The sequence below is a fragment of the Brevundimonas sp. GW821-FHT10E09 genome, assembly GCF_058809375.1.
Map to the genome: position 1 here is coordinate 77,707 of NZ_JBXASO010000003.1, position 15,114 is coordinate 92,820.

17 protein-coding genes and 1 tRNA gene are annotated in these 15,114 nt (G+C 66.0%); 13 read left to right on the forward strand and 5 right to left on the reverse strand.

Translation table 11 applies throughout. The annotated features are described in order from the left end of the window. Nucleotides 1-11 precede the first annotated feature (11 nt). Entirely contained in the window at nt 12-491 is a 480-nt protein-coding gene (locus AC1RSI_RS03765; RefSeq protein ID WP_008262615.1) for an outer membrane protein assembly factor BamE, read from the reverse strand. Between the two features lie 91 nt (nt 492-582). Between AC1RSI_RS03765 and AC1RSI_RS03770 the strand changes: the two genes are divergently transcribed. The 10 genes from AC1RSI_RS03770 (at nt 583) to AC1RSI_RS03815 (ending at nt 9,842) form a co-directional block, all read left to right on the forward strand. Continuing rightward, nucleotides 583-1,107 (forward strand): ubiquinol-cytochrome C chaperone family protein, encoded by a 525-nt coding sequence (locus AC1RSI_RS03770; protein ID WP_008259732.1) that lies wholly within the window; start codon nt 583-585, stop codon nt 1,105-1,107. A gap of 4 nt (nt 1,108-1,111) precedes the next feature. Further along, nucleotides 1,112-1,630: a YceD family protein gene (locus AC1RSI_RS03775; RefSeq protein ID WP_035310147.1), complete on the forward strand. Its 519-nt coding sequence runs from the start codon at nt 1,112-1,114 to the stop codon at nt 1,628-1,630. 106 nt (nt 1,631-1,736) lie between these two features. Next, a complete protein-coding gene (gene plsX / locus AC1RSI_RS03780) occupies nt 1,737-2,813 on the forward strand; it encodes a phosphate acyltransferase PlsX (protein WP_154725496.1) in 1,077 nt (358 codons plus the stop codon). Beyond that, on the forward strand, nt 2,810-3,787 hold the full coding sequence (locus tag AC1RSI_RS03785; protein ID WP_154726839.1) for a beta-ketoacyl-ACP synthase III: 978 nt from the start codon (nt 2,810-2,812) through the stop codon (nt 3,785-3,787). The genes plsX and AC1RSI_RS03785 overlap by 4 nt, the downstream gene beginning before the upstream one ends. Nucleotides 3,788-3,863: 76 nt before the next feature. Then, nucleotides 3,864-4,172 (forward strand): integration host factor subunit alpha, encoded by a 309-nt coding sequence (locus AC1RSI_RS03790; RefSeq protein WP_035306862.1) that lies wholly within the window; start codon nt 3,864-3,866, stop codon nt 4,170-4,172. Nucleotides 4,173-4,177: 5 nt separating this feature from the next. Further along, a complete protein-coding gene (locus AC1RSI_RS03795; RefSeq protein ID WP_035306827.1) occupies nt 4,178-4,630 on the forward strand; it encodes a MerR family transcriptional regulator in 453 nt (150 codons plus the stop codon). Between the two features lie 41 nt (nt 4,631-4,671). Further along, nucleotides 4,672-4,748 (forward strand) — tRNA-Pro (locus AC1RSI_RS03800). A gap of 356 nt (nt 4,749-5,104) precedes the next feature. Next, complete coding sequence (locus AC1RSI_RS03805) at nt 5,105-7,864, forward strand: tellurite resistance TerB family protein (protein ID WP_152950513.1); 2,760 nt, start codon at nt 5,105-5,107, stop codon at nt 7,862-7,864. Then, nucleotides 7,861-9,171: an ATP-binding protein gene (locus tag AC1RSI_RS03810; protein ID WP_152950512.1), complete on the forward strand. Its 1,311-nt coding sequence runs from the start codon at nt 7,861-7,863 to the stop codon at nt 9,169-9,171. The genes AC1RSI_RS03805 and AC1RSI_RS03810 overlap by 4 nt, the downstream gene beginning before the upstream one ends. Continuing rightward, nucleotides 9,168-9,842, forward strand: a complete 675-nt coding sequence (locus AC1RSI_RS03815; RefSeq protein WP_447941516.1) for a DEAD/DEAH box helicase — start codon at nt 9,168-9,170, stop codon at nt 9,840-9,842. Before AC1RSI_RS03810 ends, AC1RSI_RS03815 begins: the two co-directional genes overlap by 4 nt. Here the strand turns inward: AC1RSI_RS03815 and AC1RSI_RS03820 are convergent. From AC1RSI_RS03820 to AC1RSI_RS03835, 4 genes are all read right to left on the reverse strand, one after another. Beyond that, nucleotides 9,811-10,338 carry a DUF7146 domain-containing protein gene (locus AC1RSI_RS03820; protein WP_447941515.1) on the reverse strand — a complete coding sequence of 176 codons (528 nt, stop codon included), beginning with the start codon at nt 10,336-10,338 and terminating at the stop codon, nt 9,811-9,813. The two genes, AC1RSI_RS03815 and AC1RSI_RS03820, sit on opposite strands and share 32 nt — an antisense overlap. Nucleotides 10,339-10,345: 7 nt before the next feature. Next, entirely contained in the window at nt 10,346-10,951 is a 606-nt protein-coding gene (gene radC / locus AC1RSI_RS03825) for a RadC family protein (protein WP_152950496.1), read from the reverse strand. A 213-nt stretch (nt 10,952-11,164) separates the two neighbouring features. Continuing rightward, entirely contained in the window at nt 11,165-12,118 is a 954-nt protein-coding gene (gene dmeF, locus AC1RSI_RS03830) for a CDF family Co(II)/Ni(II) efflux transporter DmeF (RefSeq protein ID WP_291754909.1), read from the reverse strand. 8 nt (nt 12,119-12,126) lie between these two features. Next, the gene (locus AC1RSI_RS03835) at nt 12,127-12,402 is read right to left on the reverse strand and encodes a metal/formaldehyde-sensitive transcriptional repressor (RefSeq protein ID WP_152950494.1); all 276 of its coding nucleotides are present in this window, start codon (nt 12,400-12,402) and stop codon (nt 12,127-12,129) included. A gap of 168 nt (nt 12,403-12,570) precedes the next feature. Between AC1RSI_RS03835 and AC1RSI_RS03840 the strand changes: the two genes are divergently transcribed. The 3 genes from AC1RSI_RS03840 to AC1RSI_RS03850 are packed head-to-tail and all read left to right on the forward strand — an operon-like array spanning nt 12,571 to nt 15,011. Next, nucleotides 12,571-12,933 (forward strand): PepSY domain-containing protein, encoded by a 363-nt coding sequence (locus AC1RSI_RS03840; protein ID WP_194166967.1) that lies wholly within the window; start codon nt 12,571-12,573, stop codon nt 12,931-12,933. A gap of 52 nt (nt 12,934-12,985) precedes the next feature. Further along, entirely contained in the window at nt 12,986-13,663 is a 678-nt protein-coding gene (locus AC1RSI_RS03845) for a response regulator transcription factor (RefSeq protein ID WP_152950492.1), read from the forward strand. Next, the gene (locus tag AC1RSI_RS03850; RefSeq protein ID WP_152950491.1) at nt 13,656-15,011 is read left to right on the forward strand and encodes a sensor histidine kinase; all 1,356 of its coding nucleotides are present in this window, start codon (nt 13,656-13,658) and stop codon (nt 15,009-15,011) included. The genes AC1RSI_RS03845 and AC1RSI_RS03850 overlap by 8 nt, the downstream gene beginning before the upstream one ends. Nucleotides 15,012-15,114: the final 103 nt, after the last annotated feature.

The following is a 15,114-nucleotide window of genomic DNA, read 5'->3' on the forward strand; positions in this document are numbered from 1 at the left end:
CCGGGCGGCGCTTAGTCTGGGCGGCGTTGGCCGGGGGTGTCGTCCTCGGTGCGCGGCAACTGGCCGCGACCGACGTTGCCCAGCAACTGTTCGAGCACGGTCAGGGCGCGGCCGCGGGTCGGCGTCTCGGTCCGGTTCATCGCGATCTGCTCGCCGTCGGCCAGGCCCAGGGTGCGGACGGCGGCGACCTTGTCGCCGTTCGGCTCGAAGGTGACTTCGGTGATGGTGCGGCTGGCGACGACCGGGCGGTTGTAGGTGTATTTCTCGGTCGTCTGGCTGATGTAGTACCAGACCTGATCCGGTTCGAAGGTCGAGGTGGTCGACGGCGAACCGAGGCGGGCCAGGACGGTTTCCTTGGTGTCGGTCCCCGCGACGATGTCCTGGGGCTTGGCGTCGATGGCCTGGAAGCCGTTGGAGCCGATCATGGGCGCGCAGGCGGCGGACAGGCCAGCCAGGGAAACGGCGACGAAAAGCGGGACGAAACGAGACATGATCGGGCGCCTGCGAGAGAACAAGGTCTTTGACCTAGACGGACCTGCGTCCTAGTTCAACGGCGCGGCGGAAAAGGGGCCGTATAAAACCATGCTGAAATACCTGTTCAAACCCCGGCCCGGCGTCCGCATCGGCGACGCCCTGTACGCCCTGGCGGTGGAACAGGCGCGCCATCTCGGCTTTTACACGCGTCTGGGCGTGGCCGACCGGATCGACGCCCGCTTCGAGCTTTATACGCTGCACGTGCTGCTGCTGGTGCTGAGGCTGCGCGACGAGAACACCGAGGCCGGGCGGGACGCGGCCCAGGCCCTCTTTGACGCCTATGTCTCGGCCCTGGACCATGCGCTGCGCGAAGAAGGCGTCGGCGACGTCTCGGTCGGCAAGAAGATGCGCAAGCTGGGCGAGGCCCTGTACGGGCGGATGAACGCCTATGAGACGCCGCTGCGCGACGACGACGCGACGGCGCTGGCCGAGGCCCTGGCGCGCAATGTCTATGCAGAGACCGGGGCGGAACGGGCGAATGATCTGGCGCGCTACGCCCTGGCGGCGCGGGCCGGCCTGGCCGCGCAGGAATTCAATGATGTGCTGGCGAAGCCGGCCTGGACGGATGTTTGAGACGATGAGCGTGAGCCTTCCCTACAGCGAGACGGTGCGGATCAACCAGATCGGCGCCGGACTGAGCCGGCGGCTGGAGCCGGACGCAGACACGCGCAAGCGAATCGCTCGCGCCCTGGACCTGCAAGGTCTGGAAGATTTCACGATCGACGTGGAAGTGAAGCCGACCCCGTCGACCAGCGAATGGACGCTGAAGGGCCGGGTCAGCGCCCATGCGGTCCAGACCTGCGGCCTGACGCTGGAGCCGCTGCCAGTCGATGTGGATCGCCGATTCTCTATCCAGCTGGCCGAACGTGCGCCCACGGAGACCGACGAGATCGAGGTCACGCTGGACGAGGAGGACGCCGATCTGATCGAGGACGGCAAGATCGACCTGGGCCAGTACGCCGTCGAGCAACTGGCCCTGTCGTTGGATCCGTTCCCGCGCAAGCCAGGCGCGGAGTTCGTGCAACCGGAAGAACCGGCCGAAATCTCTCCCTTCGCCGCCCTGAAGGCGCTGAAGCCGCAGGACGGCCAAGGCTGAGGTTGACGTTAGGGCCGGGTGGTTGCATCCCCCGGCTTGGGCGCTATCGTCCAGCGCCCTATATCAAGCGTCGCGCGACAAGACGACGCGGCTATTCGAGGTCCATTTGCCAGCCCCAGTTACGATCTCGCTTGACGCCATGGGCGGCGATCACGGCCCATCCGTCGTTATTCCCGGCGTCCGCAGCTATATCCACACCCATGGCGGGGAGGGGGTTCGCTTCCTGCTGCACGGTGACGAGACCCAGATTCGGCCTGAGTTGGCGCGCGCCGACCTGTCGGACGCTGTCGCCGAGATTCGCCACACCGAAAAGGTCGTGGCCATGGACGAGAAGCCCGCCCAGGCCATGCGCCGGGGCAAGGGCTCCAGCCTGTGGAACGCCGTCGAGGCGGTGAAGACGGGCGAGGCCGGCGGCGTCGTGTCGGCCGGCAACACCGGCGCCCTGATGGCGATCTCCAAACTGATTCTGCGCATGTCCGCGCCGGGGCTGGAGCGGCCGGCCATCGTCGCCAGCTGGCCGAGCTTCAAGGGCCATACGGCGGTGCTGGACGTGGGCGCCAATATCGGCAGCGACGCCGAGCAACTGGTCGAGTTCGCCATCATGGGCGAAGCCTTCCAGTCGGCGGTGCGCGGCATCGCCCGGCCGACCATCGGCCTGCTGAACGTCGGTTCGGAAGACATGAAGGGCAACGAACAGGTCAAGGAGGCGCACGCCATCCTGCGCGACGGGCCGTTCGACCTGAATTATCACGGCTTCGTCGAAGGCGACGACATCGCCAAGGGCACGGTGGACGTGGTCGTGACCGACGGCTTCACCGGCAATATCGCCCTGAAGACGGCGGAGGGTACGGCCCGCTATATCTCGGCCCTGCTGCGCGAGGCCCTGACCTCGAACCTGCAGTCCAAGCTGGGCGCCGCCATCGCCATGCCGGCTCTGAAGAAGATGCGCGAGAAGATCGATCCCAGCACCATCAACGGCGGCCCGCTGCTGGGGCTGAACGGGATCGTGGTGAAGAGCCACGGGGGCGCCGACGCCAAGGGATTCGGCAACGCCATCCGCATCGCGGTCGATCTGGCCCGCAGCGACTATATGACCAAGGTGGGCGCCAATCTGGGCAAGCTGGACGCCGTGTTCGACCATTCCAGCCCGCCCGCCGCCCCCGCCGGAGAACCCCTTCAGTGAGCGTCACCCGCAGCGCCGTGACCGGCGTCGGCTCCTATCTGCCGGAGCAGATCGTCACCAACGCCGACCTGGCCAAGTTCGTCGACACCTCCGACGAGTGGATTCAGGAGCGCACCGGCATCAAGCAGCGCCACAAGGCGCGCGACGACCAGCCGACCAGCGATCTGGCTGTCGAGGCCGCCAGGAAGGCCCTGGCCGACGCCGGCAAGACGGCGGCGGACGTCGATCTGATCATCGTGGCCACGACCACGCCCGACATGACCTTCCCGGCCGTGGCCTCGATCGTTCAGCACAAGCTGGGCGCCGGGGTGGGCGTGGCCTTTGACGTCCAAGCCGTCTGTTCGGGCTTCGTCTATGCCTTGAGCGTGGCCGACGGCTTCGTGGCGCGCGGCCTGTCCAAATGCGCCCTGGTGATCGGCGCCGAGGAAATGACGCGGCTGATGGACTGGACCGACCGGACCACCTGCGTCCTGTTCGGCGACGGCGCGGGGGCCGTGGTGCTGGAGCCGCGCGAAGGGCAGGGGACCTCGGCCGATCAGGGGATGCTGGGCTTCGCCCTGCGCGCCGACGGATCGAAGACCGATCTGCTCTACGTCGACGGCGGTCCGGCCACGACCGGGACCGTGGGCCACCTGCGGATGGCTGGGAATCAGGTGTTCCGTCATGCCGTGGTCAATATCGCCGAAGGCATCACCGCCGCCTGCGCCGCCGCCGGCATCGAGATCGCCGACGTCGACTGGTTCGTGCCGCATCAGGCCAATCAGCGGATCATCAAGGGCGTCGGCGACCGGCTGGGTCTGGACGAAACCAAGGTGATCTCGACCGTGGCCCTGCACGCCAACACCTCGGCCGCCTCGATCCCCCTGGCGCTGGACGCGGCGATCCAGGACGGACGGATCAAGAAGGGCGACATGGTCCTGCTGGAGGCCATGGGGGGCGGCCTGACCTGGGGCGCCTGCGCGCTGCGCCTCTAAGTCCGGCAGAGGCATTGATTTTTCGGAGACTTTGCGTCCCTATACGCCCAGCCTACCGCTACCAGACGGGGATATGATGTCAGGCCTACAGACCGTAACGCGCGCCGACCTTTGCGAAGCCGTGCATGAAGAGGTCGGTCTGTCCCGGCAGGAGTGTTCGGCCCTTGTCGAGCGCACCCTGGAACTGATCGTTGAATCCCTGGAACAGGGCGATACGGTCAAACTGTCGGGCTTCGGCGTGTTTCAGGTTCGCGAGAAGCGCGCCCGCATGGGGCGCAATCCCAAGACCGGCGAGCCGGCGGCGATCAATCCGCGCCGGGTCATCAGCTTCCGCGCCTCTCAGATCATGAAGAGCCGGGTTCACGACGCCGTCGTCGAGGCCTGAGTCCCTTGGCCAAGAGCCCAGACGCCTTCCGCACGATCTCCGAGGCGGCCGAGGAAGTCGGGGCGCCGCAGCATGTGCTGCGCTTCTGGGAAACCAAGTTCAGTTTCGTGGTTCCCGTGAAACGGGCCGGGGGGCGCCGGTTCTATCGACCGCAGGACATAGCGGTGCTGAAGGCCGTGCGGCGGCTGCTGCACGACGACGGCCTGACGATTCGCGGGGTTCAGCGCCTGCACAAGGAGCAGGGGCTGAAGAAGCTGGTCGGCGCAGAGGCGGCGGCCCTGATCGAGGATGGCGAGACGTTCGCCGCCATCGCGACGCCAGTCCCGGCGCGCCCCGTCTCGATGTCGCATGCCGGGCGCGCCGAACATGCGGATCTGCAGGGTGTTCTGGCCGATCTGGAGCAGGCGAAGGCGCGTCTGGACGCCGTGCTTTCGCGGTCGGTGGAAAAGTCGTTTTAGCGTTTGCGGTCAACGGTCGCCCCGTCTATAGGGAGCGCCTTCGGAGCGTGGCGCAGCCTGGTAGCGCACTTGACTGGGGGTCAAGGGGTCGCAGGTTCGAATCCTGTCGCTCCGACCAGGGAAATCAAGGGGTTAGGCACGAGCCTAACCCCTTCGATTATCTCGAAATCTGATTTGGTCACAGATTTGGTCACAATGCGGGGCGAGCGTTCACGCATCTAGGTGAAACCGGCTGAAGCGCCATGAAGGTAGTTGTCGAACGCCCGGTCGTGCCCTGAACGTACAAAGGCGGCCGACCGGCCGGAGTCCAACGGATGGTTCCTGCGTCCTGCCGACCAAAAGGGACAATGTCCGCCCCGCCCCGCAGTAATGGTTTGGAATGTCTGCCTGGCCTCTCACTGCCGCATCTTCCCCGTGTGCCTAGCTCGCGAGATGCACGTGCGGTAGGGTCCGTTAATCCGGGGGAACGGGCTGTTGGCACTGATCATAATCTGCGTTCTCGTCGTGGTCATTTGGCTGGCGTTGAACGCCCAGGCGCAGAAACGAAAACGCACTGCGGCAAGCCCGCCGCCGCGGGTACCGCTCTACGACGATGAGCTAGTCTTCCCAACCCGGCATATCCGGCTTGAACTGCCGCTCGTACGTTTGGACGCCAAGACCTCTCCGTCGTCGGACCCGCCGATGCCGGCACCCACGGCTCCGGACGTCGCGCCGGATCCGCGCGGTGAGTTGATGAACGCCCACGGCATCGCCCTGACCGGTGGGCGCTACGTCGTGAAGGGCTACGGCTTCTCGGAGTTGGCCCAGGCAGTCAACTACGCCCGAAGGCTGGCCGCCCACGGTGAGGCCGAGCCCAGAGGAGGGGCCTCCGTCTCCGCGGTGGCGACACCTTCACTCGCCTCTCTACCGGTTGCAACGGCTTCCGCTTCGCGCGCCTCGATCCTGGCCCCATCGCCGCATGCCACGCGCATGGCCGATCATGGGGTCACCTATCACGATGGCCGCTACGTCGCCGGGGCCTACGGGTTCTCGACCCTTGATCAGGCCGTAGCCTTCGCGAGCCGGAAGGGAGAGGGGCGGCCGGACCCGTCACCCCCAGTGGAAACCCGTACGGTCGCGCCGATGCCCGCACGGTCACAGGCCCTGGCAGCGGCTCCCGCACGGCTGTCTCCGGGCTGGATCGCGGCGGGCGATGGCCTTCAGATCGGACCCGTGCGCGTGCCGGGAGGAATGATCTACGCAGGCCATGCCGGAGCGTCCGCCGAATGGCTGAACGAACGCAGTCTGGTGGACCCGTCATTGCAGGTCAGCCTGTCGGGCACCGATCCGCTCGGATCAAGCTTGCCGTACTGGCCGTCCTACAGAGACCTGACGTCGAACGCGCGCCGGTCCTATCTCGACTGGTTGGCCGCCGGGCGGGTCGACCCCGTCGGCGTCGGCTATGTCTTCCTGTTCTTCTACGGCCTGGAACGCCGGTTGTTCATCGACAAGGCGTTCAAGGAGGCTGAGAGCATCATCGCGGAGGTCGCCCGACTCAGAGTCGCCTACGGCGATAACTATTCCTTCGATGGCTATGCGCGCCGTTTTCTCGAAGCAGCCGAGCTCGTGAGATCCGGCGTGGTTGAACGGCCGATCCTGTCTCCGAGGATGGGCAATGGAGAGTTCGAGATCCCGCTTCCGGCTAGGCGTTATCTCGGCGCGCGCCTCGCGGAACAGCTTCCGTTCGACGCAGACGACTGCCTGGTCTGGGCGCTCTGTCTGCCTGACACCTATCTTCGCACGCCCGGCTCGCGATGTTTCGAGGAACTCGCGGTGCTGTGGCGCCTCCGCTTTGACCGGCGGCATCCTGAAGGGCTCAAGGTCCGTGCGCCCAAACGCAGGCTTACTGGTCAGTATCGAAGCGCAAGCAGCGCGTTCGAGCTGACCCTTGATCTCGGCGACCTGCCCGACATTGCGGCCATCGCCGCGCCGCTAAGCGGTCTTCGCGATCTTCTGTCGGAGTGCCAGACCGATCTCGAGGCCTACAGCCGGCTTCTGGGTCGGAAGCCCGAGGCTCGAGGCACACTAGAGGCTGCGCTATGCCTTCCGGACGACCTGATCGAAACCGATTGGGGGCTGAGTGCACGGGCCCTCAAGGCGGAGTTCGACGCCATCATCGGCGACCAGACTATCGTCCCGATGGCGGTCACGCGGCTCTGCGACCTTATCGGAATGGATCAGGTCGAGGGCAAGGTGCCGGTCGGCATCCATCGCCAGTTCGGCGTCGTCCTGGATCGCCTGCAGATCGCGTTCGAACCGGATCGCCGTTACGGAGACGCCGGCCTGACGTCTGATAGCCAGGTGGTCCTTTACCGGGCGGCGGGCGGTGGTCCGATCGACTGCGAACAGCCCGCCTACCGATCGGTCCGTACAATGGCGGAGATTTCAGCGATCGCGGCTATTTCGGATGGCGAAGTGGTCTCGGCCGAGCTCGACCAGATCGAGGCCGTGATTCGCGCCGCCACGGACCTCCGGCCTGAGGAGCGTACACGCCTGTCGGCCTATGCGATGTGGTTGCTTCAGGATCGCCCGCGCCAGCTCGCGGCGATCACCAAACTGTCCAAACTGCCGGTGCCGCTAAGGACTGAGGCGGCGCGTGCCGCAGTGGCGTCAGTTTTATCCGACGGTCGGGTCCAGCCCGCCGAAATCCGTTTTCTCGAGAAACTCTATAGGGCTTTGGGCCTGCCCCAGGACGAGGTCTACGCCACCCTCCACCGGGGCCCGGCATCGCGCGACGAACCGGTCACAGTGGCCGAGGCCGCGCCCGCTGCCAAGGACGGCGTCGCCATCCCCCAGGAACCTGTCGTTCCGACCACCGTGCAAATCGATCCCGCCCGCCTGGCCCGGCTGCGCCTGGAAACGGCGGAGGTGTCCAGTCTCCTAGCTGGCATCTTCGCGGAGGAGGAGGCCCCCGTCGCTCCGCCGGCGGTCGCGGAGACGACTTCGGCGCGCTTTGAGGGGCTTGATGTCGCTCATTCTGAACTCCTGGGGGCCGTTGTCGACGCTTGCGGGCTTGACCGCGCGACGTTTGACACCCGCGCCAAGGCTTTGAAGCTTCTCCCGGACGGCGCGATCGAGACGATCAACGACTGGGCCTTCGACCGCTTCGACGAGCCCGTCCTCGAGGGTGATGACGACCTTACCTGCCCTGAGCCCCTCCGACTTCAGCTTCTCGCTCTGGATCTGGCTGCATGACCTCCGCACCGACGCTCAAGCCGCGGGATCGCGACATCATCCTCCAGGCCCTTGCAGCCGGCGTCGTTCCGAGGTCGGGCCTCCCACATATCCAAGTCGGCCGATCGGCTGAGATCAATGCTCTCGTGCGCGACGTGGACCGGATCGCCGACGGGGGTTCGGCCGTCCGGTTCGTCATCGGAGAGTACGGTGCCGGCAAGACCTTCTTCCTCAATCTCGTCCGACTGATCGCTCTCGAACGGCGATGCGTGACCATCCATGCCGACTTGGCACCGGACAGGCGGATCCACGCGACCGGCGGGCAGGCGAGGGGGCTCTATGCCGAGGCCGTTCGCAACATGGCGACCCGGACTAAGCCCGACGGCAATGCTCTCGCCTCGATCGTCGAGAAATTCGTTACCGAATGTGTGCGTGACGCCGAAGGGCGCGGAGCGGGCGTCGAGGCGGTAATCGATGAGCGTCTCGCCCCGCTGCAGGATCACAACGGCGGCTACGATTTCGCGGCGGTGCTGAAAGCCTACTGGCGCGCCAGCGAGGACGCCGACGCCGGCGGCAAGGCGGCCGCCCTGCGTTGGCTGCGAGGCGAATACACCACGAAGACCGAGGCCCGGCAGGCTCTGGGTGTCCGCAACATCATCGACGACGGCGACGTCTACGACAGCCTCAAACTGCTCGCGGCCTTCGTCCGGCTGGCCGGATACGCCGGGCTCGTCATCGTCTTCGACGAGATGGTCAACCTGTACAAGCTCCAGAGCGCCCAGGCGCGCAACCAGAACTTCGAGCAGATCTTGCGCATTGTGAACGACGTCCTGCAGGGTAACGCCTCCGGCATCGGCTTCGTCTTCGGGGGCACGCCGGAGTTCCTGATGGACAGCCGGCGCGGCCTGTACAGCTATCAGGCCCTGCAGTCGCGGCTGGTCGAGAACGCCTTTGCGACCAATGGGCTGATCGATCTGTCGGGACCGGTCATTCGGCTCCAGAGCCTGACCCCTGAAGATCTGCTGATCCTCCTGTTCAATCTGAGGACCGTTTTCGCCTTGGGCGACCCGGAAAAGTACCTCGTGCCCGACGAGGCCCTGCCGCTGTTCATGACCCACTGCAACAAGCGGATCGGGGAAGCCTACTTCCGGACGCCGCGCAACACCATCAAGGCCTTCGTCCAGTTTCTGTCGGTGTTGGAGCAGAACCCTGGACAGGGCTGGGCGGACCTGATCGGCGGCGTCGATATCGCCAACGACACCGACGGCGCCGCAGACATCGAGGTCGAGGTGGGCGGGGACGACGAGCTGGCGACGCTGCGGCTTTGACCGAGACCAGTTTTGATCGGCTGCATCCGGAGGTTCGGCGCTGGATTCGCGACGAAGGCTGGATCGAACTGCGGCCCGTGCAGGACCAGGCGATCCGGACAATCCTGGGAAGCGACAGGGACGTCGTAATCGCTGCGGCGACCGCAGCCGGCAAGACAGAAGCCGCCTTCCTGCCCCTCCTCACCCAGGCCGCCGGCCGCGAGGAGAGGGGCGTCTCGATCCTCTACGTCGCACCGCTCAAGGCCCTGATCAACGATCAGCACCGGCGGCTGGACCTTCTGTGTGAGCGCATGGGCGTAAGCCTGGTGCGCTGGCATGGCGATGCGCCCCAGGGTCCCAAGCAACAGATATTGAAGACGCCTCACGGCGTGGTGATGATCACTCCGGAATCGATCGAGGCGCTTCTTCTGCGCCGCTCGACGGATGCGCGCCGGCTTCTGGGGTCCCTGGACGCCATCGTCGTCGACGAACTGCATGCTTTCCTTCAGGGGCCGCGCGGGCTGCATCTGTTCAGCCTGCTACGTCGCCTGGAGCTGATGTCGGCGCGCCGGCCCAGGCGGATCGGCCTGTCCGCCACCCTGGGCGACATGGGCATCGCAGCCGCCTGGCTGAACGCGCAGGCCCCCATGTCGGTGGACGTTATTCAACCCGAAGGGCTGCGATCACCTTGAGTTCGACGCCGGTCAGCCGGTCAGCGCCGTCGCTGATCCGGGCGATGAGGGCAGGGCGGTGGGCACTTCCTGGCCGATACACGGACGCCGGCGCACGTGAATGGTGGCGAAGGTTCGACGACGCTATCCCGCCGGTCACTGACCGAGACCGGATGTGTCGTGCCGCCGCGCTGGTCACGCCGATGGGCACCGCGCTCTCCCAGAGGTGGGCGGCGGCTTGAAGCCGGGCCAGACGATCGGGCCTGGGCCAGGTCGAACCGGCATGGCCACCGCCCGTCAACCGCCCGCCGTCGTCAATGAAGCCGCGTCGGCGCAGATCGTCGCGCATGGCGCGCCAATCGGTGGCCCCGAAGCCGTGAATAACGAGCCGCCCGTCCGTAAGCAGCAGTGAGACGGAGCGGTCATGGCCGCTGTGACCAGGGGCCGGCACATTGGCGCGATGGCCACCCTGATAAAGATCGCCGCCCAGGGCGGTGACGATGGCGTGCAAGGTCATGGCGCGCTCAGATCAGACCAAGGCTACGAAAGCTCGCCGTGCCTTCCCGCCCGACGATGACGTGATCATGCACCTGAAGGCCGAACACCTTGGCCGCCTCGATGATCTGGCGCGTCACCGAAATGTCGGCCTGAGAGGGCGAGGGGTCGCCCGAGGGATGGTTGTGGACCAGAATGAGCGCCGACGCCGAAAGCTCCAGCGCCCGCCGTATGACCTCGCGGGGATAGACGGGCGCGTGGTCGACGGACCCGTCTGCGACCAGCTCGTCGCGCATCAGGATGTTGCGCCGGTCGAGGAAGAGGGCGCGGAACTGTTCCCGGGGCAGATGGGCCAGGGCGATCCGAGCATAGTCGAGAAGTGCGTGCCAGGAGCTCAACACCGGCCGGGCGCAGACGGCGCTGCGTGCCAAACGCACACTCAGCTGGCGGAGAAGTTTGAGGTCCATGATCGCTGCCGCCCCGACGCCGTCCACGCGTCCAAGCTCGGGACCGTCAGCGGCGGCGATGCCGCCCAGGTCCCCAAACTGCCCCAGCAGGTCGGCGGCCACCCGTCCTGCGATAGGAGCGGAAACGCTTCGACCGAGCAGCAGACACAGCAGATCGTGGTCTGACATCCGTTCCAGACTGGAGGGGTCTGGCCCGTCTGAAGCGGCAGTCGATCGTGCTGGTCGGATCGGATGGGCATGGGCTGAAATCTGCGTCACGGCGGCCTCCTGGCTTCCGCTCCCCGTCGGAGCGCCAGCCGCCGCCCTCACTCTCTCCCTCCATCGACGCCGCGGTGGCCGGACAACCAGAAATCGATCTTGATGATCCTGGCGAACGTACCGCTATGCCGAGGTCCTGCATTCCACAGTGATGTGCGCAAGCTCGTGCACAGGGACCAAGCGAGCCCGGACCACGTCGGCGACGACGTTCCCCGAGACGCTGACGATGGCGGCATAAGCCTCAGGACCGACTCTCCAGACGTGCAGATCAACGATACGAGCGTCGCCTGGCCCTTCGATGCAGTCGCGGACTTCCTCACTGAGGTGCGCGTCGGTCGTATCGAGCAGGACGGCGGCGGTGTCGCGCATCAGGCTCCAGGACCAACGGGCGATCACGATAGCTCCGACGATACCCATGGCAGGGTCAAGCCACGACCAACCGAGGAACAATCCGGCGAGCAGCGCCAAGATCGCCAGCACCGAGGTCAGGGCGTCGGCCAGGACGTGCATATAGGCAGCACGCAGATTGTTGTCCTTATGGGCCGCATGGCCATGCCCGACATGGTGATCATCGTCGTGATGATGCTCGTGCCCGTGACCATGTCCGGGCCCGTGATGATGACCGCCTGACAAAAGGATCGCGCTGACGACGTTCACGGCTAGGCCGATCACGGCCACCGTCGCGGCCGGGCCGAAATCAACTGCTTCGGGCCTGAGCAGGCGCATGACCGACTCGACCGCGATCCCGATGGCCACGATGCCGAGCACCAGGGCCGAGGCAAAGCCTGCTAAATCGCCGACCTTGCCGGTGCCGAAGCTGAATCGCGGATCGGTCGCGTATCTTCGCGCGAAGGCATATGCCCCCGCGGCGACCGCGAGCGCTCCGGCGTGGGTGGCCATGTGGAAGCCGTCGGCCAGCAGCGCCATCGAGCCGAAGACGGTGCCTGCGACGATCTCGCCGACCATCATGACTGTGGTCAGTGCCACCACCCACAAGGTGCGACGCGCATTATCGTCGTGGGTGGAGCCCAGAAAATTGTGGTCGTGGGTGTGGAGATGCGGGTCAGCGGTCGTCATGGTCGAACCTATCGGGAATAGCGGCGGATGATGGCGAGCATTTCGGCGGCCCCGGTCTCGCGCTCTTCATCCGTCAGATCGGATCGAGCCACATGCTGGTGAAGGTGGTCCTCGATCAGTTCTTCAAGCAGACCGCTCATGGCCCCTCGCGCGGCCGCCACCTGTTGCAGAATTTGCGAGCAACCCGCCTCGGACTCGATCGACCGCTCGATCGCCGCCAGCTGGCCGCTGATCCGGCGGACGCGCGTGATGAGCTTCTTCTTGTTGCCTGCGACGTGCGCCATACCATACTCCTCTATAGTATGGTTCATGATGAAGGTAGGGGGTGGCGGAGTGACAGCAGCTTCGTCGTGTCCGTGCCTCTCGAAGGTTTAACTGCGCCGCGAGGCTGCGCGAAGGTTTGGTCATCTAAGGTGTCACCGTGCCCGATTGGGGCGCAGTGGAGAAAGACGATGAAACGCAAGACGATCGTGATCGGCCTGTCGGCGGCGACCTTGGCGTCGGCTCTGGCCATCGGCGGCGTGGCCTTGGCCAACGGGGTCTCACCGGAACGCGTGGAAGCCGACGACGTCCAGGAGATCGCCGCCGTGATGGGCGCGCGCGTGTCCTTGGTCCAGGCTGTGGCCATCGCCGAGCGGCAGAACGGCGGCAAGGCGCTGGAGGCGGCATTCGACGATGAGAGCGGCAGCCGGTGGGAAGTCGAACTCGCCCGTGACGGTCAAGTGTCGACCTATCTGGTTGACATGACGACTGGCGCGCTGTCGGCCGCACCCGGCGAATCGGAGACCGACGAGGGGTCCGAGGACGAGGATTGATCCTTCGTCAGCCTCGCCCGGCGCCGGGCGAGGACCTCGGGGAGGTTTGAAGATGAAAATTCTGCTGATCGAAGATGACGCCGAAGCGGCGCAGTTCGCAGCGCGCGGCCTGCGCGAGGCCGGCCATCTTGTGGATATCGCCGACCATGCCGAAGACGGCGAGCACATGGCTCTCGAAGGCCATTATGACGTCTTCATCGTCGATCGCATGCTGCCGGGCGGCGACGGCCTGAGCATCGTCAAAAAGGCGAGGGCTGCGAGCGTGACCACACCGGCTCTTTTCCTGACGGCCGTCGGCGGTGTCGGGGACCGTGTCGAGGGGCTCGAGGCGGGGGCCGACGACTATCTGGTCAAGCCCTATGTCTTTAGTGAACTGCTGGCCCGGGTGAACGCCTTGGGCCGACGGCCGCGCACCCTGGACATGCGCGATCGCCTGACGGCCGGGGATATTGAGATCGATCTCGGCTCGCGCACAGCGCGGCGCGCCGGCGTCGATCTCGACTTGACGCCTCAGGAGTTTCGACTGCTGGAGTTTCTGGTCCGACACTCGGGCCTGGTCGTGACGCGCGACATGCTGCTTCAGAAGGTCTGGGGGTTCGACTTCGAGCCCCGCGCCAATCTCATCGATGCCCACATGAGTCGTCTGCGCGCCAAGGTCGATCGGCCGTTCGCCCGCGACCGCATTCAGACCGCGCGGGGGACCGGCTACCGACTGGACGACCATGACTAGGGCGCTGGGATCGGTCGCCGTTCGCCTGGCACTCGTCTACGCCCTTGTCTTTGGACTGGGCGGCGGGGTTCTGTGGTCGGTCCTGACGATCATCGTCGCGCGCTATGCGGCCGAGGCCATCACGACGGATCTCCAGACAGAGACCCGTGTGCTGCTGGCGGAGGACGGCGGGTCGGATCAGGCGACCCTGGTGCGCAAGGTCGAGGCTCGGAGCCGGGTCGGCGGCCTGTTCGTTTACAGTGTGACGGATCCCCAGGGTCAGCGGCTCGCAGGCCAGTTGCCCGACGGCCTGATGCCGCGTCAGGGGCTCGACGAGATCCAGCTGCCGTATGCCGAAGATGACGGCGGTCCGGCTGAAGAAGTGCCCGTTCGCACCCTGACCACGGCCCTGCCTCAGGGCACGCTTGTGGTCGGTAAGTCGACCTATGCCGTTCATGAGCTTGAGGAGCTGCTCCAGGATATCGGTCTATGGGCCGTACTGGGTCTGACCGGCGTCGCCGCTCTGTCGGGAGCGGCGGCTGGAGGACTGCTGTCGGCACGCCTGAGCCGGATAAACCGGGCCGCCGCGCGCATCATGGAAGGCCACCCCAATGAGCGCGTGCCGTCCGTCGGATTGGGAACCGAACTGGAGCGAGTCCGCCGCAACCTGAACGCTCTTCTGGATTGGCAGCAGCGGGCGCTGGAAGCCCTGCGCCATGTCTCGACCGACATCGCCCATGATCTGCGGACGCCGCTGAACCGCCTACGCCAGCGTCTGGATCGGGCCCAGGCGGAAGCCGTCGACGGGCGGGTTCCGGACGCGGCCATTCGCGCCGCGATCGCCGACCTGGACCAGGTTCTGGAGACCTTTTCCGCCCTGCTGCGGATCGGCCAACTCGAGGGCGGGGCTGGCCGGACCTCGTTCAGGCGCGTGAAGCTGGGTGATGTGGTCGATCGTGTCTTCGAGGCCTATCAGCCCGCCAGCGAGGAGAGCGGTCACATCCTGACCCAGCTTGTCGATAGCGACGCCGAGGTCATCGGCGACCCCGAGCTGCTGGTTCAAATGCTGTCGAACTTGGTCGACAACGCCTTGGCGCACGCGGGCAGCGGCGCGCGAATCCAGATCGGAGCCTACGACGAGGGCTCGAAGAGCGTTCTCGCCGTGCGCGACGATGGTCGGGGCGTGCCGGCCGACCAAGTCGAGCGGATCACACGCCGCTTCTACCGGCTCGATTCAAGCCGCAACACGCCCGGTCAAGGCTTGGGTCTGGCGCTGGTAGCGGCGATAACGGCGCTCCACGAAGGCGAACTGGTGATCGGGCCAAACCATCCCGGTTTGGCCGTGCGCGTCGTGCTACCAAGACCATGATGGGAACGGTGGGGTGATGCGGGTCAGTCTTGTTTGGCCATTGATCATGGTGTCGCTGGCCGGTTGCGCGACCTATGCGCCGTCACCTCTGCCGATGGCCCCT

What these genes read in the sequence shown, in the direction of transcription:
- AC1RSI_RS03810 (WP_152950512.1), top strand. Translation starts at nt 7,861, where the DNA reads ATGACCTCCGCACCGACGCTCAAGCCGCGGGATCGCGACATCATCCTC.
- radC (WP_152950496.1), bottom strand. Translation starts at nt 10,951, where the DNA reads ATGTCAGACCACGATCTGCTGTGTCTGCTGCTCGGTCGAAGCGTTTCC.
- AC1RSI_RS03790 (WP_035306862.1), top strand. Translation starts at nt 3,864, where the DNA reads ATGTCAGGCCTACAGACCGTAACGCGCGCCGACCTTTGCGAAGCCGTG.
- AC1RSI_RS03770 (WP_008259732.1), top strand. Translation starts at nt 583, where the DNA reads ATGCTGAAATACCTGTTCAAACCCCGGCCCGGCGTCCGCATCGGCGAC.
- AC1RSI_RS03845 (WP_152950492.1), top strand. Translation starts at nt 12,986, where the DNA reads ATGAAAATTCTGCTGATCGAAGATGACGCCGAAGCGGCGCAGTTCGCA.
- AC1RSI_RS03765 (WP_008262615.1), bottom strand. Translation starts at nt 491, where the DNA reads ATGTCTCGTTTCGTCCCGCTTTTCGTCGCCGTTTCCCTGGCTGGCCTG.
- AC1RSI_RS03840 (WP_194166967.1), top strand. Translation starts at nt 12,571, where the DNA reads ATGAAACGCAAGACGATCGTGATCGGCCTGTCGGCGGCGACCTTGGCG.
- AC1RSI_RS03850 (WP_152950491.1), top strand. Translation starts at nt 13,656, where the DNA reads ATGACTAGGGCGCTGGGATCGGTCGCCGTTCGCCTGGCACTCGTCTAC.
- dmeF (WP_291754909.1), bottom strand. Translation starts at nt 12,118, where the DNA reads ATGACGACCGCTGACCCGCATCTCCACACCCACGACCACAATTTTCTG.
- AC1RSI_RS03820 (WP_447941515.1), bottom strand. Translation starts at nt 10,338, where the DNA reads ATGACCTTGCACGCCATCGTCACCGCCCTGGGCGGCGATCTTTATCAG.
- AC1RSI_RS03835 (WP_152950494.1), bottom strand. Translation starts at nt 12,402, where the DNA reads ATGGCGCACGTCGCAGGCAACAAGAAGAAGCTCATCACGCGCGTCCGC.
- AC1RSI_RS03775 (WP_035310147.1), top strand. Translation starts at nt 1,112, where the DNA reads ATGAGCGTGAGCCTTCCCTACAGCGAGACGGTGCGGATCAACCAGATC.